The organism is Streptomyces sp. NPDC058001 (genome assembly GCF_042886315.1).
In the GTDB taxonomy this organism is placed as follows: domain Bacteria; phylum Actinomycetota; class Actinomycetes; order Streptomycetales; family Streptomycetaceae; genus Streptomyces.
The window spans coordinates 135,036-158,615 of sequence record NZ_JBHVQT010000003.1 but is presented as its reverse complement, the minus strand read 5'-3'; the positions used below and the strand labels follow the sequence as shown (position 1 = coordinate 158,615).

Annotated in this window: 21 protein-coding genes and 1 pseudogene; 9 read left to right on the top strand and 13 right to left on the bottom strand. The window is 70.4% G+C overall.

Annotation, left to right across the window (positions count from 1 at the left end):
• Positions 1-154: 154 nt before the first annotated feature.
• From ACFVT5_RS07290 to ACFVT5_RS07280, 3 genes and pseudogenes are all read left to right on the top strand, one after another.
• Positions 155-1,063 (top strand): annotated as a pseudogene (locus ACFVT5_RS07290) (lysozyme); the annotation flags it as partial.
• Positions 1,046-1,483, top strand: coding sequence for a peptidoglycan-binding protein (locus ACFVT5_RS07285; protein ID WP_389883584.1), 438 nt, complete (start codon positions 1,046-1,048; stop codon positions 1,481-1,483). The pseudogene ACFVT5_RS07290 and the gene ACFVT5_RS07285, both read left to right, overlap by 18 nt.
• Before the next feature lie 72 nt (positions 1,484-1,555).
• Complete coding sequence (locus ACFVT5_RS07280; protein WP_389882397.1) at positions 1,556-2,335, top strand: D-Ala-D-Ala carboxypeptidase family metallohydrolase; 780 nt, start codon at positions 1,556-1,558, stop codon at positions 2,333-2,335.
• Here ACFVT5_RS07280 and ACFVT5_RS07275 read toward each other — a convergent pair.
• From ACFVT5_RS07275 to ACFVT5_RS07260, 4 genes are all read right to left on the bottom strand, one after another.
• The gene (locus ACFVT5_RS07275) at positions 2,293-4,362 is read right to left on the bottom strand and encodes an FAD-dependent oxidoreductase (RefSeq protein ID WP_389882395.1); all 2,070 of its coding nucleotides are present in this window, start codon (positions 4,360-4,362) and stop codon (positions 2,293-2,295) included. The two genes, ACFVT5_RS07280 and ACFVT5_RS07275, sit on opposite strands and share 43 nt — an antisense overlap.
• Positions 4,363-4,380: 18 nt before the next feature.
• The gene (locus ACFVT5_RS07270; protein ID WP_389882393.1) at positions 4,381-5,526 is read right to left on the bottom strand and encodes an acyl-CoA dehydrogenase family protein; all 1,146 of its coding nucleotides are present in this window, start codon (positions 5,524-5,526) and stop codon (positions 4,381-4,383) included.
• Between the two features lie 62 nt (positions 5,527-5,588).
• Complete coding sequence (locus tag ACFVT5_RS07265) at positions 5,589-6,752, bottom strand: LLM class flavin-dependent oxidoreductase (protein ID WP_389882391.1); 1,164 nt, start codon at positions 6,750-6,752, stop codon at positions 5,589-5,591.
• Between the two features lie 79 nt (positions 6,753-6,831).
• A complete protein-coding gene (locus ACFVT5_RS07260) occupies positions 6,832-7,269 on the bottom strand; it encodes a nuclear transport factor 2 family protein (RefSeq protein WP_389882389.1) in 438 nt (145 codons plus the stop codon).
• A gap of 274 nt (positions 7,270-7,543) precedes the next feature.
• On the opposite strand from ACFVT5_RS07260, the gene ACFVT5_RS07255 reads away from it, so the two are divergent.
• From ACFVT5_RS07255 to ACFVT5_RS07245, 3 genes are all read left to right on the top strand, one after another.
• Positions 7,544-8,038 carry a flavin reductase family protein gene (locus tag ACFVT5_RS07255; protein ID WP_389882387.1) on the top strand — a complete coding sequence of 165 codons (495 nt, stop codon included), beginning with the start codon at positions 7,544-7,546 and terminating at the stop codon, positions 8,036-8,038.
• A 1-nt stretch (position 8,039) separates the two neighbouring features.
• Positions 8,040-8,333 (top strand): hypothetical protein, encoded by a 294-nt coding sequence (locus ACFVT5_RS07250; RefSeq protein ID WP_389882385.1) that lies wholly within the window; start codon positions 8,040-8,042, stop codon positions 8,331-8,333.
• A 104-nt stretch (positions 8,334-8,437) separates the two neighbouring features.
• On the top strand, positions 8,438-8,629 hold the full coding sequence (locus tag ACFVT5_RS07245) for a hypothetical protein (protein WP_389882383.1): 192 nt from the start codon (positions 8,438-8,440) through the stop codon (positions 8,627-8,629).
• Between the two features lie 73 nt (positions 8,630-8,702).
• On the opposite strand, the gene ACFVT5_RS07240 is transcribed toward ACFVT5_RS07245, so the two are convergent.
• From ACFVT5_RS07240 to ACFVT5_RS07225, 4 genes are all read right to left on the bottom strand, one after another.
• Positions 8,703-10,040, bottom strand: a complete 1,338-nt coding sequence (locus ACFVT5_RS07240) for an FAD-binding protein (protein WP_389882381.1) — start codon at positions 10,038-10,040, stop codon at positions 8,703-8,705.
• Positions 10,041-10,170: 130 nt separating this feature from the next.
• On the bottom strand, positions 10,171-12,672 hold the full coding sequence (locus tag ACFVT5_RS07235) for an ATP-binding cassette domain-containing protein (RefSeq protein WP_389882379.1): 2,502 nt from the start codon (positions 12,670-12,672) through the stop codon (positions 10,171-10,173).
• 10 nt (positions 12,673-12,682) lie between these two features.
• Complete coding sequence (locus ACFVT5_RS07230; protein WP_389882377.1) at positions 12,683-13,552, bottom strand: branched-chain amino acid ABC transporter permease; 870 nt, start codon at positions 13,550-13,552, stop codon at positions 12,683-12,685.
• A gap of 146 nt (positions 13,553-13,698) precedes the next feature.
• Positions 13,699-14,454: an SDR family NAD(P)-dependent oxidoreductase gene (locus ACFVT5_RS07225; RefSeq protein ID WP_389882375.1), complete on the bottom strand. Its 756-nt coding sequence runs from the start codon at positions 14,452-14,454 to the stop codon at positions 13,699-13,701.
• 191 nt (positions 14,455-14,645) lie between these two features.
• Here ACFVT5_RS07225 and ACFVT5_RS07220 point away from each other — a divergent pair, with 191 nt between their 5' ends.
• A complete protein-coding gene (locus tag ACFVT5_RS07220; protein WP_389882373.1) occupies positions 14,646-15,686 on the top strand; it encodes an NAD(P)-dependent alcohol dehydrogenase in 1,041 nt (346 codons plus the stop codon).
• A gap of 70 nt (positions 15,687-15,756) precedes the next feature.
• On the opposite strand, the gene ACFVT5_RS07215 is transcribed toward ACFVT5_RS07220, so the two are convergent.
• The 3 genes from ACFVT5_RS07215 to ACFVT5_RS07205 form a co-directional block, all read right to left on the bottom strand.
• Positions 15,757-16,935, bottom strand: a complete 1,179-nt coding sequence (locus tag ACFVT5_RS07215) for a sugar ABC transporter substrate-binding protein (protein ID WP_389882371.1) — start codon at positions 16,933-16,935, stop codon at positions 15,757-15,759.
• A gap of 93 nt (positions 16,936-17,028) precedes the next feature.
• On the bottom strand, positions 17,029-18,210 hold the full coding sequence (locus ACFVT5_RS07210) for an ABC transporter permease (protein ID WP_389882369.1): 1,182 nt from the start codon (positions 18,208-18,210) through the stop codon (positions 17,029-17,031).
• A 1-nt stretch (position 18,211) separates the two neighbouring features.
• The gene (locus tag ACFVT5_RS07205; RefSeq protein WP_389882367.1) at positions 18,212-19,795 is read right to left on the bottom strand and encodes a sugar ABC transporter ATP-binding protein; all 1,584 of its coding nucleotides are present in this window, start codon (positions 19,793-19,795) and stop codon (positions 18,212-18,214) included.
• Positions 19,796-20,162: 367 nt separating this feature from the next.
• Between ACFVT5_RS07205 and ACFVT5_RS07200 the strand changes: the two genes are divergently transcribed.
• Positions 20,163-20,903, top strand: a complete 741-nt coding sequence (locus ACFVT5_RS07200; RefSeq protein WP_389882365.1) for an SDR family NAD(P)-dependent oxidoreductase — start codon at positions 20,163-20,165, stop codon at positions 20,901-20,903.
• Positions 20,904-20,956: 53 nt separating this feature from the next.
• Positions 20,957-21,850: a mycofactocin-coupled SDR family oxidoreductase gene (locus tag ACFVT5_RS07195; RefSeq protein ID WP_389882363.1), complete on the top strand. Its 894-nt coding sequence runs from the start codon at positions 20,957-20,959 to the stop codon at positions 21,848-21,850.
• 22 nt (positions 21,851-21,872) lie between these two features.
• Here ACFVT5_RS07195 and ACFVT5_RS07190 read toward each other — a convergent pair whose 3' ends face one another.
• Together ACFVT5_RS07190 and ACFVT5_RS07185 are read right to left on the bottom strand one after the other, a co-directional pair.
• The gene (locus tag ACFVT5_RS07190) at positions 21,873-22,664 is read right to left on the bottom strand and encodes an SDR family NAD(P)-dependent oxidoreductase (protein ID WP_389882361.1); all 792 of its coding nucleotides are present in this window, start codon (positions 22,662-22,664) and stop codon (positions 21,873-21,875) included.
• A 39-nt stretch (positions 22,665-22,703) separates the two neighbouring features.
• Positions 22,704-23,543: a mycofactocin-coupled SDR family oxidoreductase gene (locus tag ACFVT5_RS07185; protein ID WP_389882359.1), complete on the bottom strand. Its 840-nt coding sequence runs from the start codon at positions 23,541-23,543 to the stop codon at positions 22,704-22,706.
• Positions 23,544-23,580: the final 37 nt, after the last annotated feature.

The following is a 23,580-nucleotide window of genomic DNA, read 5'->3' as shown; positions in this document are numbered from 1 at the left end:
TTGTGTCATCGGCACGACATCTTCTCGGCCCTTCCGCACGACGGCTCTATGCGCATAGAGTCCTCACTGTCATCTCGCTGTCATGTCCGCATCAACGATTGACGGAATGACTGACGGTCTGGTCACTGCCCACCGCGCGATCCGGGGAAGGCACATGCCCACAGGCACCACCGCACGGCCCGTACCCACTACGGGTCCGGCCCGCCGACTCGCCACGACGACGGCGCTCTTCGCCGCCGTCCTGTCCGTCCTGTCCTTGCTGTTCGCCCTGCCCGGCACCGCCTCCGCGAAGACCGCGCAGGAGAGTGCTGAGCAGAGCGCGCGGGAGAGTGTTCGCCCCACACCAGTTACCCATCCGGAGGACGATCACGCCGGTTCCGGGCTGGCGCGCCGAAGCGGGGACGCCCCGCGCCAGGTGCTGTTGGCCGCCGCGCCCAGCACCGGCCCCGCCGGACTCGATGTCAGTTCCCACCAGGGGACGGTGGACTGGGCGAGCGTCAAGAGCAAGGGCGCCGCGTTCGCCTACGTCAAGGCCACCGAGGGGACCACGTACACCAGTCCCTCCTTCTCCCAGCAGTACAACGGCTCGGTGAACGCCGGGCTGATCCGCGGCGCCTACCATTTCGCGCTGCCCAACAACTCCAGCGGTACGGCTCAGGCAGACTGGTTCACGAGCCACGGTGGCGGCTGGTCCGCCGACGGCAAGACCCTGCCACCCGCTCTCGACATCGAGTACAACCCGTACGGGCCCGCCTGTTACGGGCTGAGCCAGAGCGCGATGGTGGCCTGGATCCGGGCCTTCAGCGATCAGGTCCGCGCCAAGGTCGGACGCTATCCCACCATCTACACGACCACCGACTGGTGGACCACCTGCACCGGCAACAACAGCGGTTTCGGCGCGACCAACCCGCTGTGGATCGCGCGGTACGCCGGTGCTCCGGGGGCGCTGCCCGCGGGCTGGTCCAGCCAGACGATCTGGCAGTACGCCGACTCCGGGACCTTCCCCGGTGACCAGAACACCTTCAACGGCACCTATGAGGACCTAGTGTCCTTCGCCCGTGGCGCCTACTCGCCGCCGCCGACGGCCGGTTGGCCCACCGTACGGCAGGGCTCCACGGGTGAACGCGTCAAGACCGTGCAGTACCTGCTCAACGCGCATGGCGCCGCGCTGACCGTGGACGGCGCGTTCGGACCCGCCGGCGACAGCGCGGTGCGGTCCTTCCAGTCCGCCAACGGCCTGGCCGTGGACGGTGTGGTCGGGCCGGCGACCTGGCAGGCACTGATCGTGACGGTGCGTCAGGGTTCCAGTGGTGCCGCGGTCAAGGCGGTGCAGAGTCAACTCAACGCGCATGGCGCCGCGCTCACGGTCGACGGCGCGTTCGGACCCGCCAGCGACAGCGCGGTCCGCTCCTTCCAGTCCGCCCACCGTCTCGCGGTGGACGGCGTCGTCGGCTCCAACACCTGGCAGGCACTTGTCGCCTGAGCGATCGGGCCTCACATCGGCCTGACGGGGTCGCCCTCGGCACGGCCGTCCAGCGAAGTTCGAGGAGGAACCATGAACACAGCAGGAAACTCCGGGCGCGGCATGGACCGTCGCGCTCTGCTCCGGGGTGTGACCGGGGTGGCCACAGCCGCGGGCCTGGCAACCGCCGCCAACCTGGCGACCGCGGGGCCGGCCTCGGCGTACGGATGGTCCCGCACCCTTCAGCAGGGGATGTCAGGCGCGGACGTGGCCGAGTTGCAGATCCGCGTGGGGGGCTGGGCCGCCCCGAGCGCCCAGCGCGTCTTCATCGCGTGGGACGGTTCGTTCGGCCCGGCCACGGACGGTGCGGTCCGGCGGTTCCAGGCGGCGTACGGGCTGTCGGCGGACGGTGTCGCGGGGCCGCAGACCCACAGTGCGCTCAACAGCCTGGAGAACGCGGACGGTTCGACGGCGCACTTCGACTGGACCGAGTTCCACTCCAAGGACGGATCCGGTTTCGGTGGCGGCAAGGTGGGCTCGGCGGAGGTCAAGGAGAACGTCCGCCGCCTGATGTACAAGCTGGAGGCCCTGCGCAAGAAGGCCGGCAACAGCGCGATCACCGTCAACTCCGGCTTCCGCAGCATCGCCCACAACGCGGCGTCGGGCGGCGCGTCCAACAGCATGCATGTCTACGGTGTCGCCGGGGACATCGTGGTCTCGGGACACACCACCCTCCAGGTGTACCGGATCGCCGAGACCTGCGGATTCTCCGGCCTTGAGGCGTACACCCACTCCTGGCAGCACTGCGACAGCCGCGTCCAGTACCCCTCCTACGGCTCCGGCTCCTGGTGGTGGGAGAGCGGCACCGTCTGATCCGCACGGGCCCCGGCGGCGACCTCGGTCGCCGCCGCGCGTCCCTCCGCCACGGCGTGCGCGATCCGGCGCGGTACGACGCTGTCGCCGATCGCGAGGGTGGTGTGGTGGGCGGCCGGGGTGAAGTCCGGTCGGCGCGCCCGGCGTTCGCCGACGGTGACCAGGCAGTCGGCGGCGAGGTGCGTCTCATGACCGTCCATGACGTTGCGCAGGCGTACTCCGTCGGGCGTGGTGGCGAAGACAGTACTCAGCACGACGACGCGCAGTGGCGCTCCGACGAGACGGTGCGTCAACTGGGTCCGGTTCTCCGGTGAGAGACCTGTCGCGAAGCCCGTGCCGGGGGTGACGAGGGTGACCTCGCGGGCACCGGCCCCCAGCGCGCTCTCGACGGCGCTGATGCCCTGCCACCAGCCGAAGCCGTCGTCCAGGACGACAACCCTGGACGCTCCCGGCACGACATCGGCGTATCGGTGGAGGAAGTCCGTGCTGGTGAAGGTTGGTAGCGCGCCGCCCGGCACGGGGACGGCCGCCTCCTCGGCCCCGGTGGCGAGCACGATGTGGGAGTACTCCCTCAGTTCCGCCGAGGTCGGAGTCGTACCCAGGAACACGCGCACGCCGAGGTCGGCGAGCCGATCGCTCTGGTAGTCGACCAACCTCTGCCAGCCGGAGCGGTGGGCGGCGCGGCCCGCGAGGCGCGCCTGACCGCCGACCTCCCGAGCGCTGTCGAAGACGACGACCTCGCCACCGGTACGGGCCAGGGCCATCGCGCACTCCATGCCGGCGGGCCCCGCGCCCAGGACCGCCACGGGGCCTGTCAGCGTGCCCTTCCCTATGTCTTTCCGGACGTCGGATCGGGTGCCGGATCGGGCGCCGGATCGGCCGGCGTTCCGGGTGAGGTACAGCGGAACAGCAGGGCGCGACTCGGCTCCTGGTGGGCCGAGTTCGGGGTTGACCGAGCAGGAACCGGTGGGCTCGAAGGTCCGGCAGCCCTCGTTGCAGCCCGTACAGGGGCGTACGGAGCGCTCGTCGCCGGCGACGACTTTGCGGGCGAAGTCCGGGTCGGCGATGAACGGCCGTGCCATACCGACCAGATCGGCCCCGGCGCCCAGCGCGCTCTCGATGTCGGCCACCGACCGGAACCCCTGACTGACCAGCAACGGTGGTGCGACCGCCGCCCGCAGCCGGGCCACGGACTCCAGCAGGGGCGGGCGGGTGGTCGCCATCCCGGGTACGTAGGTGTTGCGGACGCCGGTGGTGATGTTGACGTAGGCGATGGGCGAGGCGGCGCACAGGCGCGGAAGCAACTCGATCAGGCCGTCCAGGCCGAGCCCGGAATCCTCGCCGGGTTCGACCGACACCCGTACGCCTATGGGGAGTTCACCGATCTCGGAGCTGATCGCGTCGATCACCTCGGCCAGCAGCGCGAGTCGGTCGCCGTAGGCGTCGTCGCGGGTGTTGTTGGCGCGGGAGAGGAACTGGGCGAGCAGATAGCCATGGGCCGCGTGCAACTCCACGCCGTGGAAACCGGCCGCCACGCTGTTCGCCGCCGATCTGCGGAAGGCGTCGACAACGCGGCGTACTTCGTCGGTGCTCAGTGGGTGGGGCGCGGTTGCCTCACGGGGTGAGCGAACCGCCGCCGAGGACACCGGCGGGTAGTAGGTACCGGCGCCCAGGGTCTCCCGCCCGAGGTGGACGAGTTGGGCGATGGCCACGGCGCCGGCGCCGGTGATGGCCTCGGCGCGACGGCGTACGGCGTCCTCGATCTCGGGCCGCCACGCCTCGGTCAGAAAGCGGTGCGGCAGCGTCGACTCGGGTGCCACGGCGGTGCCGCCGGTGACCACCATGCCGGCGCCGCCCTGGGCAAGCCGCCGCCAGTAGGCCGCGTCGGTCCCGGTCGGGGCACCGTCCGTGACGGCGGCGGTGGCATGGGCGGTGACGACGAGACGGTTGCGGAGGGTGAGGCCGCCAAGCGTGAACGGTGCGGCGAGCGCGAGGTCGGTGCGGTGCGGCACTGGGCTGTGCGTCACGGGGAGTTCCCTGCCCGATCAGGCGGCGGCGTGCGGGGCGAGGCCGATGAGTGCGGCGAGCCGGTCCCGGTGCCGGTCGGCCGTGCCGAACAACACCTCACTGCCACGTGCTCGGCGCAGATACAGGTGTGCCGGGTGTTCCCATGTGAAGCCGATCCCGCCGTGCAGTTGGACGTGTTCGGCCGTCGCCAGGAGGAACGTCTCGGAGCAGACCACGGCGGCGGCACTCGCGGCCACCGGCAGCTCGGGCGACTCAACGGCCACACACGCACTCGCGTACGCGGACGCGGAGCGCGCCGCCTCCAGCGCGACGAGCACATCGGCGAGCCGGTGTTTGACGGCCTGGAAGGAGCCGATGGGCCGCCCGAACTGGTGGCGCTGGGCGACGAACGCGACGGTGTCGTCCAGCACGCGACCGCTGCCGCCGACCTGCTCTGCGGCGAGTGCGGCCCGCCCGGCGTCGAGCGTCGCCGCGACGACGGCCTCGGTCCGCTCGGGCGCGCCCATGGCGGTGGCGGTGGCACCGTGGAACTCCACCAGTGCCTGCCGGCGGGTCTCGTCCAGTACACGACGCGGAGTCCGCCGGCAGGTGTCCGAGGTCGGCTCACAGGCGAACAGCCCCGTGCCGCCGACAACTTGGGCCCGTACGAGGAGGAGCCCCGCTCCGGCCCCGTCGAGTACGAAGTCCGCCCGGCCGCGCAGCACCCAGCCCGAGCCCGTCCGCTCGGCGATGACGCCCGGTTCGCCGGTGTCGAAGCCGGCCACGGTCGCGGTGAGGGTGCCGTCCGCGATCCGCGGCAGATAGCGCTCAGCCGCCTGCCGGTCGTCGCCGTACAGCAGGGCGTGCGCGGCAAGGACGACCGTGGGCAGCAAGGGGGCGCAGTACAACGCGCGCCCGAATTCCCCCATGGCCACGGCGAGTTCGGCGAAGGTGAAGCCCGATCCGCCGTACTCCTCGGGAATCGCCAGCCCATGAACGCCGATCTCACCCGCGAGCCGCGCCCACAGCGTCTCGTCGTATCCACGAGGGGTGGCCTGATGCTTGCGGACGTCCTCGGGACCGCTCGACTCGGTGCAGAAGTCCCTGAGGACAGTGCGTAGTTGCCGCTGTTCGTCGGTCTCGGAAAGCAGCTGGGGATCGATGTGGGGGTGTCGGTGGTGCATGGGTCTCCATCGTCTAGGCGAGGGGTCAGCGGGTGCGCCGGGGGGAGGAAGGTGCGCCCAGGTCAGTGGGACGTGGCCGTCCGCTGGTGGTACTTCTCGGAAGCGGCGGTGATCGCCGCCATGGTCTGCGTCTTCCATTCGTTGTCGCGGACCCAGGCGTTGTGTTCGCGGAGGGGCCGCAACTGGCCCCGGAATTCGGGGATGACGTATTCGGCGAAGAGTTCCACCGCGCGCTTCTGCCGGTCGAAGGTGGTGAAGTCCGTCAGCGTCATCACGAAGCTGCCGAAGCCGCCGGTCTGGTCCGCCAGTTTCCGGATCAGCTCGATGGCCGTGTCGGGCGTGCCGATCAGAATCGCCCCGGACGCGATGGCGTCATCGATCATTCCCTCGACATCCGGCTTGTCGGATGCGGGCAGCGGCGAGATATGGGCGAGGTAGTTCCAGATCTCCTCGAAGCCGTACGTGCAGTCCCGGCGGGCCTGTTCCTCGGTCTCGGCGATGTGGGTGATGGCGGAGAGCCGCCACTTCTTGCGGTCGACACTCCGGCCGTGTCCCGCCGCCTCCTTCTCCGCGATGCCCCAGTGCTTACGAAGCGCTTCGAAGGCGGCCGGTGAACTCGCGGAGAGGTTGATCATGCCGATACCGAGCCGCCCTGCGGTCACCGGTCCCGACGGCGAGGTCACCGCGGCGACGACCACATCGAGTTCGGGGACGGTGTACGGGCGGAGTTGCAGCTTCGCGTCATGCAGGTCGTACCAGTCGGTCGTCTCCGTGACGGTCTCTCCGCGCAGGAGCCGCATGATGACATCGGCCGCCTCCAGCATGCGGTCCCGCTGGGTGGCCGGGTCGATGCCGAGCATATGGGCGTCCGAGACGAGTTGCCCCGGGCCGAAGCCCATCATCGCGCGTCCGTGGGTGAGGTGGTCGAGCGTCACCAGTCGTTCGGCGAGCAGAAAAGGGTTGTGGTACGGCAGCGAGTTCACCGCCGTGCCCAGCTTGATGGTGCGTGTGGTGCGCGCGACGGCGGCGAGCATCAGTTCCGGTGAGCCGATCGGCTCATGCCCTCCGGAGTGGTGCTCGCCCAGCCATGCCTCCTGGAACCCGAGCCGGTCGGCCATCTCGATGATGGCCAGGTCGCGTTCGAAGAGGACGGTCGGGCTGACGCCGATCTTGTGGAAAGGGGCCATGAAGACGCCGAAGTCGGTCGGGTGATGCGATGCGGACATGGTCGGTGAACCTCTCGCTCGGTGAGCTTCGTGAGCCTTCGTCAGCCTTCGTGAGCTTCGTTGACTGAGGGTGTGCGCGTCAGAGCGACGGGGGTGTCACGCTGCCGCCGAAGGCGAGGATCAGCGGGATCGGATCGAAGTGCTCCACGAAGCGGACGATCCTGCCGTTCCGGATGGTGAAGCGGGTGACGTACTCGTTCTTGTACTCGACGGGCCGCACCATCCTCATGTCGCTCCGGTAGAAGGTGACGACCTCGCCGGGGTCGGAGTGCAGGGTGTCGACGTGAATGTCGTAGAGGCCCTCGGTGACGATGGACTCAGGCAGTGGAGCGAGGAATTCCATGACGGCCTCCACTCCGTCGATACGGCGCGGGAACCCGGCCGGCGCCCACCGCATCTCGAAGACGACGTCGGGTGCGAGCAGTTCGCGTTTGACGTCGAAGTCCCAGTCGTTGATCGCCTGGAGATATCTCGCGGCGATGGCCATGTTGGTCTGCCGCAGTGCTTCATGTTCCATTACGGCCACCTAACTGAGTTTGGTTCGATTCACAGAAGCTAGGCGCTCGGATCCCGGGTGGTCAATGGTCGTGTAGGCGAAATGTGGCGAAGCCTGGGGCGAAACCTCGGGCGAGCACTGGGGAAAGACCGGGGAGCCACCGGTGGCGCCCAGGCCGTGCAGCACCCTTCCGCACACCGCCGCACCGTGGGTACGCTCACCAAAGTGAACCGAGTTCGAGAGAAGGGTCGATTTCGTGGCCGACCGAGTGACCGGGACAAGGAGCGCCGTAGCCATGTTCGTCGACAACGGGGATCTGACCACCGATGTGCTCCGGGGCGCCTACGGGCGGTTCCCGTCCGGGGTCACCGCCGTCTGCGGTCTCGTGGCCGGCCGACCCACCGGCATCGCGGCCAGCTCGTTCACATCGGTCTCGCTCCGGCCGCCGCTGGTGTCGGTATGTGTCGCCCACACCTCGACCACCTGGCCGGTCCTGCGGCAGGCTCCGCGTCTGGGTGTCAGCGTGCTCGGTGAGGATCAGGGCCCTGTGGCGCGTGCCCTCGCGGCCAGGTCGCCCGACCGGTTCGCCTCCGTGGACTGGGTGGCCGAGCCGCCGGGTTCCGTGTTCGTCATCGGAGCGGCGCTCTGGCTGGAGTGCCGGATCGTCGAGGAGATCCCGGCCGGCGACCACACCATCGCACTGCTCGAAGTCGACCGCCTCTCCCCGCACGCCGGGGTGCCCCCGGTGGTCTTCCACGCCAGTACTTTCCGGTCCTTGGCGAAGGGCTGACATGTACGTCGACGCACGCCACGACCACGTCCGGCTGGCCGAGACCGACGACCTGACCCGTTTCAGCGTGGTGGCCGACGACCTCGGCACCCTCACCGAGCGAGCCGGGCAGTTCGGCCGACTCGCCGACGGGGTGGCCTTCGTACGGTGCGACTGGATCCGCGACTCCGGGCCAGGGACCCCGGAGTGGTCGGCGGCGCTGGACGCGATGTTCGCGTTCGCGGAGTCGTCCGGGTGGCTGACCGACGGCCACGTCCAGGCACACATCGTCGGGCCCGAGCCGAGTCCGGCCTGATCTCTTCCCCTCTGCGGCCCGCCATCCCCCCGGGTCGTCCCGACTGGGAGGATGGCGCGGATCGCAACAGAAAGCGGATCGCAACAGAAAAAGGGGGGATGAACATGATCGTGCTCGTCTTGGCCGCTGTCGTCGTGCTCGCCGTCGGAGGGTGCGTCTGCGTCGTGTGGGCGGCGCGGGGAGGCGCCCCGCGCTGGGTACGCGTGGTGTCGGCCACGACTCTGACCGCGGGCGAGCTGGCGCGCAAGTCGGGACGTACGAGCCGGACGAACGGGAGTTCCGGCTCGGACGACTGAGCGCTCGGTGGAGGTGCCGCGACGCGAAGGCGCTCCGCTGGAGGTGCCGCGAGGCGAAGGCGCGCCGGCACCCCTAAGCGCGGGTCGCCCCGCCCGCCGTGTCCGCTGCTGTCAGGCCGAAGACCAGGGCCGCCGCGAGGCCGCCCGCGTAGGCGCGGTGCCACAGGCCGCCGGTGTCCGATCCGGCCGCGAGGAGTCCGCCCAGCGGCTGACCGTCCGCACGCAGGACACGGGCCCGGTCATCGATGCGCACGCCGTGGAACGGGAAGGTGATGGCCGGTACCGTCTCGATGACGTAGTACGGCGGTTCGTCCAGCGCGAGGCGGTCCAACTCCCGGCCGGGAGACGGCCCCGAACCTACCGTTGCCCGCTCGTTGAACACCCGCACGGCGTCGCGGATCGTCTCGCCCCGGTAACCCCACTCCTCGGGCAGGAAAGCCAGTTCTTCGAGGTCTTCGGCGAGTCCCACGCGGCCCCCTCGCTTGCTCGCCAGTGCGAACTTGTCCACCGCGACCGCGCCCTCGACGTACGACCCGACGATCCAGTCACGGAACACCCGGGCGTCGGCGATGAGCAGCCCGCGGCTCTCGGGCTGGTCCAGCAGCGCCATGGCGGTGAGGTGGTCGCCCAGCGTCTCGTCCACGAACCGTTCGCCGCGCAGGTTGAAGAGAAGGGCGTGCTCGCTGTAGTAGAGCGACATGTCCACGAAGTCGGCCGGGTCGGCGAAGGGGATGCCGCTGGGAATGAGATGGCCGTAGAAGCCGGCGTCGTCACCGCCGGTGGCCGCACCGACCTGGGTGGCCAGACGGTAACCACCACCACGGCTATGGGGGTTGGAGCGCAGCCGCATCCCCTCGGCGTGCGGGTGAACGTGCGCGGTGCGCAGAGCGGGGTCGCCCTGGAATCCGCCGGTCGCGATGAGCGTGGTGCGGGCCCGCACCTGCCTGGGTGTGCCGTCGGCCGCCCGCACCTCCGCTCCGACGACGGCGCCGTTCTCGACCAGGAGCCGTTCGGTCTCGGTTTCGAGCAGCAGCTCGCCACCGCCGTGGAGGACGAGTTGTCCGCAGGTGTCGACGTAGTGGTTGGTGTCGAACTGGTGCCCGCGGCCGAAGCTGAGGATGCGCTGGGCGTCCTTGGCCTCCACGCCGAGGGAGCGGATCCAGGCGATGCCGTCGGCGAACCGGTCCACGAGCGCGCGTTTGAGCGCGACATCGCCTCCCGGGTTGTGCCGGTCCATGACCTCGTGGCTCGGCGCGGTCCAGGCGTACCCGGCGAAGCGCGCGGAGCCTCCGACGTCCGCGCCGATCTCGACCACCACCACGGACAGGCCGTCGCGTACGGCGCGGGCGGCGGCGGTCAGCCCCGCCATGCCCGCACCGACGACCAGCAGATCCACGCCTTCCGCGCTCATACGACTCTCTCTCCTCCGGGCCGGAGCGGACCGGACCGGCCGTCCGGCAGCATGCGTTGAAGTTCGGCTCACCACTACGCGACCTCCGCGTCCTTCGCGCCCTTCGCGCCCTTCGCGACCGAGGAACGTCTCAGCCCTGTGCCGCGACCACGGAGGCGTCCTCCTGGCCGTCGAAGTACGCCTGCTCGGCGCGGGCGAGGAAGATCGGGTCGGATGGCTCACCCCGCACGGCGATACCGCCCTCGTGCAGGACGACGACCTCGTGACAGGCGGACGCGGCGCGGCCGAGGGACTGTTCGAGCAGGACGACCGTGATGCCGTCGTGGGCGAGCCTGCCGAGGCGGGCGTACACCTCGTCGACCATCGCCGGGGACAGGCCGAGCGCCGGTTCGTCGACGATCAGGATGTCCGGTCGCGCCATCAGGGCCCGTGCGACCGCGAGGATCTGCTGCTCGCCTCCGGAGAGCCCGGCCACGGGTGCGCCCATCCGCTCACGCAGCCTCGGCGGCAACCACTCGGCGGTCTCCGCGAGCCGTTCCCGCAAGCCGGCGCCCTTGACACCCGCGGCGTACGCGGCGACCTCCAGGTTCTCCCGCAGCGAGAGCGTCTTGAACAGTGCGCGGCCCTCGGGCACCAGCGCGGTACGCAACCCGCCGTCGACGGCACGCCGACCGCCGGTGGGCGCCAGCGATCCGTGCAGGATCCGGCCCAGCGTGCTCTTGCCGGCCCCGTTGGCGCCGACGACCCCGACGACGCTGCCCCGCGCGATGGTGAGGTCGACGCCGCGCAGTGCGGTCACTCCGCCGTAGCCATGGTCCACACCGTGGAGCCGCACCGCGGCCTGCTCGGTGCCGTCCCGGAGCGGGAGTTCGCCCCGCGCGCCGCCCTCGCCGAGGTAGGAGGAGCGCACCCGGGGGTCGTCCAGGACCTTGCCGGGCTCGCCTTCGCCGATCGGCCGTCCGAAGTCGAAGGCGACCACCCGGTGGGCGACCGCGAACAGGTCGTCGAGTACATGGTCGATGATGACGACGGTGGTGCCGCGTCGCTGCCGGCGTACGATCTGCCGCGCCAGCAGGGTGCGTTCGGCGGCGTCGAGTCCGCCGAACGGCTCGTCCAGGATGAGCAGTTCGGGCTCCTCGGCGAGCGCCCTGGCGAGGTCCAGCCGCTTGTGCAGCCCGAACGACAGCTCGTCGGGGTACCGGTCCGCGACATGCGCGAGGCCGATCTCGTCCAGCAGCCCGGCGGCTCTGGCACGGTCGCGGGCGGTGATGCGGCGGCGGGTGCAGAGCACGTTCTCCAGGACGGTCAGCTCCGAGAAGGTCTCGGCGTGCTGGAAGGTCCGCCCGATGCCGAGCCTGCGGCGGGCGGTGGCGCGGGTCTTCAGCAGGGCCTTGCCTCCGTACTCCGCGCTGCCCGTCACCCGGCCGCCGCCGGCGAGTCCGGACAGGACGTTCAACAGGGTCGTCTTGCCCGCGCCGTTGGGCCCGATGATCGCGAGGGTCTCGCCGGCCCGTACGGAGAGCGAGGCGTTTTCCAGTGCCGTGAGACCGCCGAAGGTGACCGTCGTGTCGTCAAGTCTCAGCACTTCAGGGGCGGTTGCGGCCGGGGGCGGTACGGCCTGCGGCGACTCATCGGAGTGGTCCACGAGGGCCGGGGGTTGCGTCGCGGGCCGTCGCAGCACACTGCGGGCCAGCCGTGCGAGGGCGAGCACCACACCGCCCGGAAGGAACAGCAGCGCGGCGATGAGCACGATCCCCTGAAGGATCGGCTGCGGCAGCCCCACACTCTCGGCGGCCGTGGGCGCCCAGGTCAGGTACACCCCGCCGACCAGTGCGCCGGTGAGGGTGCCGGGGCCGCCGAGTACGCACGCCGCGATCAGGGAGATCGACAGCGCCAGCGAGAACGGTTCCGGGCTGACGAACCCGACGACCAGGGCGAGCAGCACACCGGCCAGTGCGGCGAACACCGCGCTGACCGCGAAGGCGAGCGCCGACTGGGCTTCGGGTGCGATACCGATCGAACGGGCCGCCATCGGATGGGACTTGGCGGCGACGAGCCGCATCCGCAGGGCGCTGGGCCGGGCGAGCGCGGCCACCGCGAGCGCCACCCCGGCCAGACCGACGGCGATGTACTGGGCCTGCGTGCCGGCGCTCGCGAGGGTGCCGAGGCCGAGGGCGCTGTCCAGTTTCGCCATCGCGACACCCTGGTCGCCGCCGGTGACGCCGGTCCACTGTCCCATCACCTCCAACGACACCATGGTGAACGCGAGGGTGAGCAGGGCGACGTACAGCATCGAGAACCGCGCGCCCATGCCTCCCAGGAATGCACCGAACACCGCGGCGCACACGGCCGCGCCGAACACGACCAGTTCCAGGGACCAGCCGTGCGTACTGCCGTACGCCGCGAAGTAGGCGCCCATGGCGAAGAACGCGGGGTGGGCGATGGACCAGATGCCCGCCCATCCGGCGAGGAGGTTCATCGAGAGGACAAGGACGGTGTAGACGGCCGCGAGCCCGACCGAGTACGCCTGGTACGGCGGGACGGCGCCGGTGCTGAGCACGGTGATGAGCAGGGCCGCGAGGAGCGGGCCGAGCGCCGCCCTGGCCAGGTGGGAACGACTGACGACAGACATGTACCGCTCCTCAGACCCGCTGGAACGTGCGCGTGCCGAACAACCCCTGCGGGCGGATCAGCAGCACGAGGATGGTGAACGTGAAGACGAAGGTGTCGCGGTAGCCCGCCGAGACGTAGCTCGCGGCCACGTTCTCCAGGACGCCGACCGTCACCCCGCCGATGACGGCCCCGTACATGCTGGTCAGGCCGCCGAGGAAGATCCCGGCGAAGGCGCGGAACAGCGGTGCGCCGAGGACCGTCGGTACGAGTCCGGCCCGCGGTGCGTACAGGAAAGCGGCGAGCGCGGCGAGGGCGAGTCCGAGCGCCCAGGCGATCCGGGCGATGCGCTGGGAGCCGAGGCCGAGGATCTGCGCGGTGTCGGCGGACTCGGCCACGGCGCGCATGGCGGAACCGATGGTGGTGCGTCCGAAGAGGTAGGCGACCAGGGCCATCGCGACGGCCGCCACGGCGATGGTCACCAGGCTCTGCGTCGGTATCGCCGAGCCTCCGAAGGAGACGGAGCCCTCGACCAGGCTGGGGAAGAGCCGCGGTTGGTCGTCCCAGATCGTGCTCATGACGCTTTCGGCGATGAGCGAGATGCCCATTGTCATGACCAGCGCGGCGAGCAGATCCCCTTGTCCGAGCGGCCTGATCACCAGCTCGCGGGCGACCAGTCCGGTCACCGCGGTGACGACCATCGCGGCGAGCGCCACCAGGGCAAGTGGAACGCCGCTGTCGTACAGCGTCAGCGCCACGTACAGACCGACGGTCGCCAGACTGGCGAGCGCGAAGTTGACCACGTCCGTGGCCCTGTAGATGATCACCAGCCCGAGGCCCATCAGGCCGTACACGGCGCCACTGGCGAGTCCGCTCACCAGGACGAGCAGGAACTGATCCACGTCGACCTCTCCCTTGCGCCCAGCACGCACGCGTCCCGGCGCACCCGAGCCACCCTATCTACAAACTGAACTCAATTCGTGAACCGTAAGCGTCGGACCCCGGGCGGGCAAGACTCGTGCGGCAGTTGATTGTCAGGCCATGCGTGTCAGGCCGTGAACCGGCCTCCGTTGGCGAGGAGCACCGCCCCGACCAGGTTCACCGCCGCGTCGCTCGCCAGGAACAGGGCGATGTCCGCGATCTCCCCGGCTGTCGCGTACGGACGCACCCGCGGGCCGGCGAATCCGGTCCGCAGCGCCTCGGGCGTGCGTGCCGCCATCCCGGTCTCGGTCGGCCCCGGCGCGACCACGTTCACGCGGATCCCGGACGCGACGACCTCCTTGGCGACGGCCTGACTCACGGCGTGCACGCCGGCCTTGGACGCGGCGTAGTGGGGATAGCCGGCGGGTGCGTCGAACGCGGACGAGGAGCCGATCACGACGATCGCACCCGACCCGCGCGGCAGCATGGCCCGCACCGCGGCCCGCAGCACATGGAAGGTCCCGTCCAGGTTGACCCGCATGACGCGCGCCCAGGCAGCGTCGCCGAGCCGACCGGTCACTTCGGGCGGGCGGCCCGCCGACAACGCGTCCGCGATCCACCACTTCGCCTCGGGATCGTCCACCCCGGCCGCGTGCACCACCACGTCGAGCCGCCCGTACTCGCGCAGTACGTCCTCGACCGCGCCGTCGACCGTGGCGGCGTCCGCGACGTCGAGTGCCGCCGCGCGGGCGCGGGGCAACTCCTCGGCGACGGCTCCGGCGGCCTGACTGTCGATGTCCGCCAGGACGACCGCCCGCGCACTCTCGGCGGCCAACTGTCGGGCGACAGCGGCCCCTATCCCCGAACCGGCACCCGTCACCATGGCCACCTTGCCCTGGAACCGGCCCTGTTGCGCTCCGGCACTTTGCGCTCCGCCGCTTGGTGCTCCGGCACTCTGCGCTCCGTCACTCATCTCGACCACTCGCCCCCACTCGTCCCCGCGACTCGGTATTGAACTGAATTCGTCTTTGGTATCGTGTCGCGGAGAGACTGACAAGCCCCGGGAAGGTGACCATGCGAGCGATGCGGCTGACGGCCTGGGGACGGGAGCCGACCCTCACCGAGGTCGAGCGGCCATCGCCGCGCGGGGACGAGGTGCTGGTGCGGGTGGAAGCCGTCGGGCTCTGCCACTCCGATCTGCATGTCGTCGACGCGGCCGAGGGCGCTCTCCCCTACCGGCTGCCGTTCACCCTCGGCCACGAGGTCGCCGGGCACGTCGCGGCACTCGGCCCCGACGCCGACGGGCCGCCGCCGGGTGAACGTGTGGTGCTCTACGGCCCCTGGGGCTGCGGGCACTGTGCCCGCTGCGCGGCGGGCCGGGACAACTACTGCGACCGGCGCGGCGATCTGGGGTGGCACGGGGTCGGGCTGGGCCGCGACGGTGGCATGGCCGAGTATGTACTCGTCCCCTCGGCCCGTCATCTGGTGCCGATCGGCGATCTGCCCGCCGACCAGGCGGCACCGCTCTCCGACGCGGGCCTGACCTCGTACCACGCCATCGCCGGGCTGCGGCACACGCTCGGCGACGGCACCAACGCCGCCGTCATCGGCGTGGGTGGGCTCGGCCACCTGGCCGTCCAGATCCTGCGCGCGACCACCCCGAGTCACATCCTCGCGGTCGACATCCGCGAAGAGGCCCTTGATCTCGCGCGCAGGTCCGGCGCCCATGTCGCCACGCTGCTCCAGGAGGACACCGCGCGGGTGCTCAGGGCGCGGACCGGGGGCGTCGGGGTGGACGCCGTACTCGACTTCGTCGGCAGCGATACGACACTGGACCTCGCCGCCGCCCTGCTGCGGCCGGGTGGTGAACTCGCGCTGGTCGGCAGCGGCGGCGGTCGTCTGACGGTCCGCAAGCCCGGCGTTCTCCCGCCGGGCTCCCGGCTCTCACTGCCGTTCTGGGGCACCCGCCCCGAACTCGCCGAAGTCGTCGCGCTGGCCCGCTCAGGGGCCCTGCACGTCGAGACGGAACAGTTCCCCCTGTCCTCGGCGCCGGAGGCGTTCGGTCGACTGCGGCGCGGTGAGGTACGGGGGCGGACCGTGCTGGTGCCCGACTGACGTGTCACGCCGAGAGGCCGCGCCGGGGTGAACTCCTCGGCGCGGCCCGCTCGTCGGCACCCGGGGCGCGTCAGCCGGTGGCCGCCTTCCACGCCTTGTCGTACGCGGCCCTGAAATCGATCGGGCTCTGGTAGTAGTCGTCCGCGTTCGGCGGCATGTTGTGGTCCGCGTCGACCACGCGGGCGCCGACGCCCTGGGCCACCGTGGGCTCGTTGTTGAGGGCACGGTTGATCTGGTCGATCGCGGCGTAGCCCATCCACTCCGGGGAGTGCGCCCCGGTGATGGCGGTGATCGCGCCGGATCTGACCTGGTTGATCGCGGGGGCCTGACCTGTGCCGCCGACCGCGATCAGCTTGTGGCCGCTCTCCTTGACGGCTTGGGCGCCGCCCGCGGTCGCGATGTTGACGTCGAAGGGGAGGAAGGTCGCGGTGGCGGTCGGGTTACGCACCAGGGAGGACCGGAAGCCCTGGATCCAGGGCCCGTTCGGGGTCAGGTCGGCGGAGCTGAACTTGATGGTGTCGACGATGGTGCAGCCGCCGCAGGTCTTGATCTCGTCGAGGAAGCCCTGGTTGATGGTCGCCTGAAGGGGCTCGGTGCCCTCGTTGTTGATGATCTTCGCCTTGCCGCCCGACTTGGCGATGATGTACTGGGCGCTGATCTTGCCCCATGCCTTGAAGTAGTCCTCGCCGCTCTGCGCGGCCTTCGAGTACTTCATGTCGGTCGTGAACAGCCGCGGGCCGCCGGTGTCCGCGCAGTCGAGCGCCTCGACGCCGAGCACCTTGACGCCCTTGGCCTTGGCCTCCTCCAGCGGCTGCTGGACGATCGGGCAGGAGATGCCGTGGATGATGATCGCGTCCGGCTTGGCCGCGAGCGCGGTGCGCACGGCGCTCGCGTTCCCGCCGCCGACGTTGAGCTTTCCGTCGGCGATGTGGAAGTCGATACCGAGCTTTCCGGCGGCTTCCTTGGCCGCGTTGGCGGGCACGGAGCAGTCCGGGATGGACAGTCCGCAGGAGATCCACCAGACCGACTTGCCCTTCGCCGGCTTGGCCGACACCGACGGCGGCTCGTTCTCCATGCCCTTGTACAGGGCGTCCAGTGCGGCGGTGTCGGCTCCCTTGGCGGTGCTTGCGGACGGGTCGCCCGCCGCGACGGTGTTCGCCTCCGGCTTGCTGGTGGAGCACGCCGGCAGCGCCGCGAGCGCGACGCCCGCCATGGCGATGCCGATCATCTTTGTCCGGCTGGTTCTCACGACGGTCTCCTGAGTGACAGGTGTGCTGAGCACAGAGGGAAGGACTGGATGAAGGTGAAGGGAGGGGTACGAGGGAGAAGTGCCGCGTGCGGGTCAGCGGCCGGCACTGGCGTGCGGTTCGGTTGCCGGTGCCGGGGTCTCCGACGCGTCGGCGGGTACGTCCGCGGATGTGTCGCCGTGGATGCCGGCGAGCGACGACGTGGCGGCTGCGCGCAGCACGGCGCTCTGGGCCCGCCGCTCGCGGACCCTGCCCATGTAGGTGGACACCGCCACGCTCAGGACCAGGGCCACACCGTTGAACACCGGCTGCACCCAGGACTGGACGCCGAGCAGGGTGAAGCCGTCGACGGCCACGGCGACGAGGAAGACGCCGAAGATCGTGCCCCAGACGTTGTAGCGGCCGGGGCGAATGGCGGTCTGGCCGAGGAACACCGCCGCCAGCGCCGGGAACAGATACGCGGAGCCACCGGTCGGGTCGGCTCCGCCCGAGCGTGAGGTGAGCAGGACGCCCGCGATACCGGCGAGCAGGCCCGAGAGGAGAAAGCTGAGGAAGATCGCACGGTCGACCCGGATGCCGACGAGCCGTGCCGCGCTCTCGTTCGACCCGATCGCCTCAAGGCGCCGCCCGAACGGCGTCTGCATCAGCAGGTACCAGACCACGATCGCGACGACGAGCAGCAGCCAGAAGGGCTGGGCTATGCCGAGGAACTGCTGCGATCCCCAGTTGCCGAGCGACGCCGGTATGCCGTTGCTGATCGTCTGACCACCGGTGTAGAGGGTCAGCAGGCCGCCGATGAGGGTGTAGGTGCCGAGCGTGACGATGAATCCGTTGAGGCGCAGGCCCGCGACGAGTACGCCGTTGACGACACCGGCGAGTCCGGCGATGGCGACGGCGGCGAGCAGGCCGAGCCAGATCGGCTGTCCGTAGGTGCCGCAGATCGCGGCCATGGTGACATTCGCGAGGCCCGCGACCGCCGCCACGGACAGATCGAAGTAGCCGCACACCAGCGGCACGATCATGGCCAGGGCGATGAGTCCGGTGACGGACTGGTTGGCGAAGACGTTCTGGATGTTCGCCTCGGACCGGAACAGGTCGCTGATCGCGGGCAGCAGGCTGAACAGGATGATCAGCAGCACGAGGAAGACCGGGACTCCGGCGCGCTCCAGCAGATCCACGGTGAGGCGACCGGGGCCGCGGCGCACCTCGGGCGGTGCGGAGGTGACGGGTTCGGTGACCGTCGGGCCGGTCGGCGTCGGCGTGTTGATCGTCGTCATGTCATGCTCCGTGAGTGCCGGCGTAGCTGAGTTCGGTGAGTCGGTGCGCGTCGAGGTCCTGCCACGCCACCTCGGCCGCCACCCGGCCTTCGCGCAGCACGATCACGCGGTCGGTGACATGCGCGAGTTCCTCGAAGTCGGACGCCACGACGAGCGCGGCGGCGCCCCGGGCGGTCGCGGCCCGGACGGCGGCGTAGATGTCGGCACGGGCGCCGACGTCCACTCCCTGAGTCGGCTCGTCCAGGAGCAACAGGTCGGGGGTGAGGCGCATCCACCGCGCCATGACGACTTTCTGCTGATTGCCGCCGGACAGGGCGCCCATGGACATCGCGGAGGAGGTCGCCTTGACGCCGAAGGCACGGATGAGGCCGGCCGCCTCGGTCCGCATCCGGCGGCGCCGCAGGGTGAGCATGGTCCAGAACCGGGCGACGACGCCGACGTCCAGGTTGTCGGCGACCGGCAGGTCCAGGAACGCGGCGTCCATGACGCGGTTCTCCGGTACGAGGGCGACGCCCGCGGTGATCGCGTCGGCCGTCCGGCGGAAGCGGACCGGCACTCCGCGCAGCAGCATCTCGCCCGAAGTGACCGGCAGATCACCGAAGAGGGCGCGGAGCAGTTCGGTACGTCCCGATCCGAGCAGCCCGGCGATCCCGACGACCTCTCCCGGCCGGATCGACAGGTCCACGCCGCGTACGGGCCCCGCGTGCAGATCGCGGACCTCCAGCAAGGGCGCCCCCGTCGCCTCCGTGTGCCCGTGGTCGAGGGCGCGTTCGGCCTGGCGGCCCAGCATCAGGTGGATCAGGCCCGCCTCGTCCAGTTCGGAGGCGGCGCGGGTCGCCACGGTCCGTCCGTCCCGCAGGACCGTGATCCGGTCGCTCAACTCCAGTACCTCGTCCAGGCGGTGACTGACGTAGAGGATGCTGGTCCCGGCGTCGGCGTAGCGCCGCAGCGCGGTGAGCAGCAGCTCGACCTCGTGCACGGGAAGTGCCGCGGTGGGCTCGTCGAGGATCAGCAGGGACGCGTGTTCCCCGGCGACGGCGCCCAGGGCCCGCGCGATGGCCACCTGGGTCCTGGCCGCGACGGTGAGGTCGCGCATCAGTGTGGACGGGCGGGCCGGGATGTCGAAGCGCTCGATGAGTTCGGCCGCCCGGCTGCGCACACGTGACCAGCGGACGTTGCCCGCCGGACCGGTGTCGAAGCCGATACCGAAGAGGAGGTTCTCGGCGACGGTCAGGTCGGGGAAGACCGCGAGGTCCTGGTGGACCGCCCGTACGCCGGCGTCGTGTGCCAGCGCGGAGGTCATCCTGTCGGCCTCGACGGAGTGCCGGCCGATGCGGATCGTGCCGCCGGGGTCGCCCTGGTGGACGCCGCAGAGAATCTTGATCAGCGTCGACTTGCCCGATCCGTTCCCGCCGCAGAGTGAGTGGATCTCGCCCTTGCGGAGGGTGAGGGAGACATCGTCGAGGGCGCGGGTGCCGGGGAAGGTCTTGCTGAGCGAGGTGATGTCGACGGTGTCACCACCGGCATCTTCGGGACGTTCGCCCGACGTCGTCCCGGCCGCCGGTTCGACCTTGCTATGCGGCACCGGTTCTCCCCTCTCCATGAGGGTTGTTCTGGTCGAACGCGGTCGTCCCGGAGAACGTCCACGACAGGTTCCTGACCGCCACGCTCACGTGCGTACCTCTCGTTCTTCAGGCTCTTGCGCCGCTCCGAAGGGGGTGCGGCGACACGCGATCTACCAACCCCCCGTTTGATTTCGCTTGAGTCGACCTCAGAGTGCGGCCGGTTGTCAACCGATCGTTTGGTATCAATTCGCGCCGCCGTCTCCGCGTCGGCCGTCCCTGTCGGCCGTCCCTCACGACGGGTGTCCGACCGCTTGACTCGACCACGATCACGACTCAAGCTATCTACCAACCGGTTGGTACTAATTCCAGCGGAAGCGATGGCCCGGCATGGCGGAGTTGAGCGGCAAGGTCGCCCTGGTCACCGGCGGTGGCTCGGGCATCGGGGAAGCCTGCGCGACGGCCCTCGCACGACGCGGGGCCCAGGTCGTCGTCGCGGACATCGACCCCACCACGGCCGAGCGCGTCGCGCGGCGCCTGGAGACTCCCGGCCTGGCCTGCCGGCTCGACGTACGCGAATCCGCCTCGGTCCAGGCCGCGGTCGACCTGGCGACGAGCCGCTTCGGCCGGCTCGACATCGCCGTCAACAACGCCGGCGTCGGCGTCCCCGTGAAACGGGACATCGGCGAGATGTCGTGGACGGACTGGACCCGGGTCACCTCCGTCAACCTCGACGGGGTCTTCCGCTCGATGCGGGCGGAGTTGCCCGCGATGCTGGCCTCCGGCGGCGGCTCCGTCATCAACATGGCGTCCGTCGCCGCACACATCGGCATCGCCGGGGCCGGCGCCTATGTGGCCGCCAAGCACGCCGTCCTCGGGCTGACCAAATGCGCGGCGGCCGAGTACGCCACACGGAACATCCGCGTGAACGTCGTCTGTCCCGGGTTCGTCGACACCGCCATCTCACCCCGGACCGGCACACAGAAGCAGGCCCTCGGCGCACTGCACCCGATGAACCGGCTGGGCACCCCCGAGGAGGTCGCGGAGGTCGTGGCCTTCCTGGCCGGGGATGCCGCGTCGTTCGTCACGGGCTCGGCGTACGACGTCGACGGCGGCTACGTCTCGGTCTGACCGGCCACCACCTTTCAACTGTCCGACCACGCACCCACTTTCAAGGAGCCCCGATGACCGGACGACTCACTGGCAAGGTCGCGATGATCACCGGCGCCGCACGCGGGCAGGGTCGCGCCCACGCGGTCGCCATGGCCCGCGAGGGCGCCGACATCATCGCGACGGACATCTGCGCACCCATCGACGGCGTCAGGTACGACCTCGCCACCGAGGACGACCTCAAGGAGACGGCTCACCTCGTCGAGACGGCGGGGCGGCGCTGCGTGAGCGTCGTGGCCGACAGCCGCGACAGCCGGCTGATACGGGACGCCGCCGACCAGGGGGCCGCGGAGCTGGGCGGGATCGACATCGGTGTGGTGAACCACGGCGTCGTCATGGCGGGGTCCTGGGACACCATCACCGACGAGGAGTTCGACACGGTGATCGAGACGAACCTGTCGTCGGTGTGGCGCTCGGCGCGCGCGATCATCCCGCACCTCGTCACCCGTGGCGGCGGTTCGCTCCTGCTCACCGCCTCGGCGGCCGGTCTGCGGCCGTTCTCCGGCATCCCCTCGTACGTCACGGCCAAGCACGGCGTGGTCGGCCTCGCGAAGGCGCTCGCGGTGGAACTCGGCCCGCGCTGGATCCGGGTGAACGCCCTGTGTCCCGGCAATGTGTCGACGCCGATGTTCCACAACCCGTACATCCACGACATGTACGCCGGACACCCGGGCGGCACGAAGGAGGAAGCCGTCTTCCCCTCGCAGGCCGCGCAACTGCTGCCGGTCCCCTGGTTCGGGCCGGAAGCCGTGGCGGAGGCCGCCGTCTATCTGGCGTCGGACGACGGACGGTTCGTCACGGGCACGGCGTTCTCGATCGACGCCGGCATGACGAACCAGCCGCCCGGTGTGCCCGCGCTGGCGTCCACCCGGATCGCCGAACTTCAGGCCCGGATCGAACAGGGCTGACCCATCCGGTTCGTCCTCCTGCTCAGGTGTCGCGGAGGTCCGCCGCGATCGGGTGGGCGGCGCGGAGGCCGCCGTCCACCGGGATGACGTGCCCGGTCATGTAGCGCGCCTTGTCGGACACCAGGAAGGCCACCACCTCGGCTATGTCCTGCGGCAGGCCGAGATACGGCGTGACGTTGTGCCGCAGGTAGGCGTCCTTCACCGCCTGCGGCGCCCATGCGTCGGTGTTGCGCGTCAGCACGATGGAGGGCGCGACGGCGTTGCAGCGGATGCCCCGCTTGCCGTACTGCACGGCGGTGGCGCGGGTGAGTTGGATGACCGCGGCCTTGGAGACGCCGTACGCGGTGAGCGAGGTCTCCCCCGCCATGCCGGACACCGACGCCATGTTGACGATTGCTCCGGCGCCCTGCTGGAGCATGACCGGCAGCACGTACTTCGTGCAGAGGAACGGGCCGAGCAGATTGCCCCGCAGCGTGCCCAGGAACACATCCGTGGTGACGCCGAGCAGGTCCGGGTCCACGGCGGTGAGTTCGAGCGCCGCCGCGTTGTTGTCGAGGATGTCGACGCGTCCGTAGCGGCGCACGACGTCGTCGACCAGTGCGGCCACCTGTTCCTCTTCGCTGACGTCCGCAGGGAGCGCCACGGCGTCCCCGCCGGCCTCGGCGATCTCCGCGACGACCAGCTTCGAGCGCTCGCCGTCCTTGTCCGCGACCACCACCGTGGCTCCACCGGCCGCCAGGGTGTGGGCCACCCGCTCGCCCATGCCGTTGGCGCCGCCGGTGACGATCGCCACCCTGCCCGTGAACTCGCCCATGCCGGTTCTGACTCCTCTCGTACGGAAACCTTCGGACGATCAGCCGGCGGCGACCTTCGTGGAACCGCCGGCGTCGACGGTGAGCATGGCGCCGGTGATGTAGCGCGCCTCGTCGGAGGCGAGGAACAGCACGGCATGGGAGATGTCGACGGGCTCGACCCAGGGGACCGGGATGGTGTGCAGACCCCGTGACGGCTCGACGATGTCCTCGCGGCCCGGTGCTTCGAGGTCCGGCCGGAAGATCCCGAACAGCCGGTCACTCATGATCATCTGGGTGTCGACCTGGGTGGGGTGCACGCTGTTGAAGCGGATACCCAGCGGGCTCAGCTCGTTCGACGCGGTCCGCATCAGACCGACCAGGCCGTGCTTCGCCGCCGCGTAGTGCCCGATGTTGACGGGTCCGGAGATCCCGGCGCCCGAGTTGATGATCACGACGCTGCCGGCGCCCTGGTCGAGCATGGGCGGCAGCACGGCCCTGATGGTGCGCCAGACACCGGTCAGGTTGATGTCGAGCATCTCCTGCCACTGCGTGTCGGTGAGTTGGTCGAGCCGCCCCCAGCTCACGATCCCCGCATTGGCGACGGCGATGTCGATCCGGCCGAACTCGGCCAGCCCGGACCGCACGGCGGCGTCGAGGGCGCCCTGGTCGCGTACGTCGGCCTCGGCCGTGACGCAGCGCCGTCCGATGGCGCGCACCAGGTCGGCGGTGGCGGCCAGGTCCTCCTTGGTGGTGCCGGGGTAGTCGGTGGTCTCCGGTGTGCCGCAGAGGTCGACCGCGATGATGTCGGCGCCCTCCTCGGCCAGCCGGACGGCGTGGCTCCGCCCTTGTCCGCGCGCCGCGCCGGTGATGAGTGCGACCTTGTCCTGGACACGTCCCATGTGCCCCTCCTGATCCTGGTCCTGAGCCTGGTCCGGT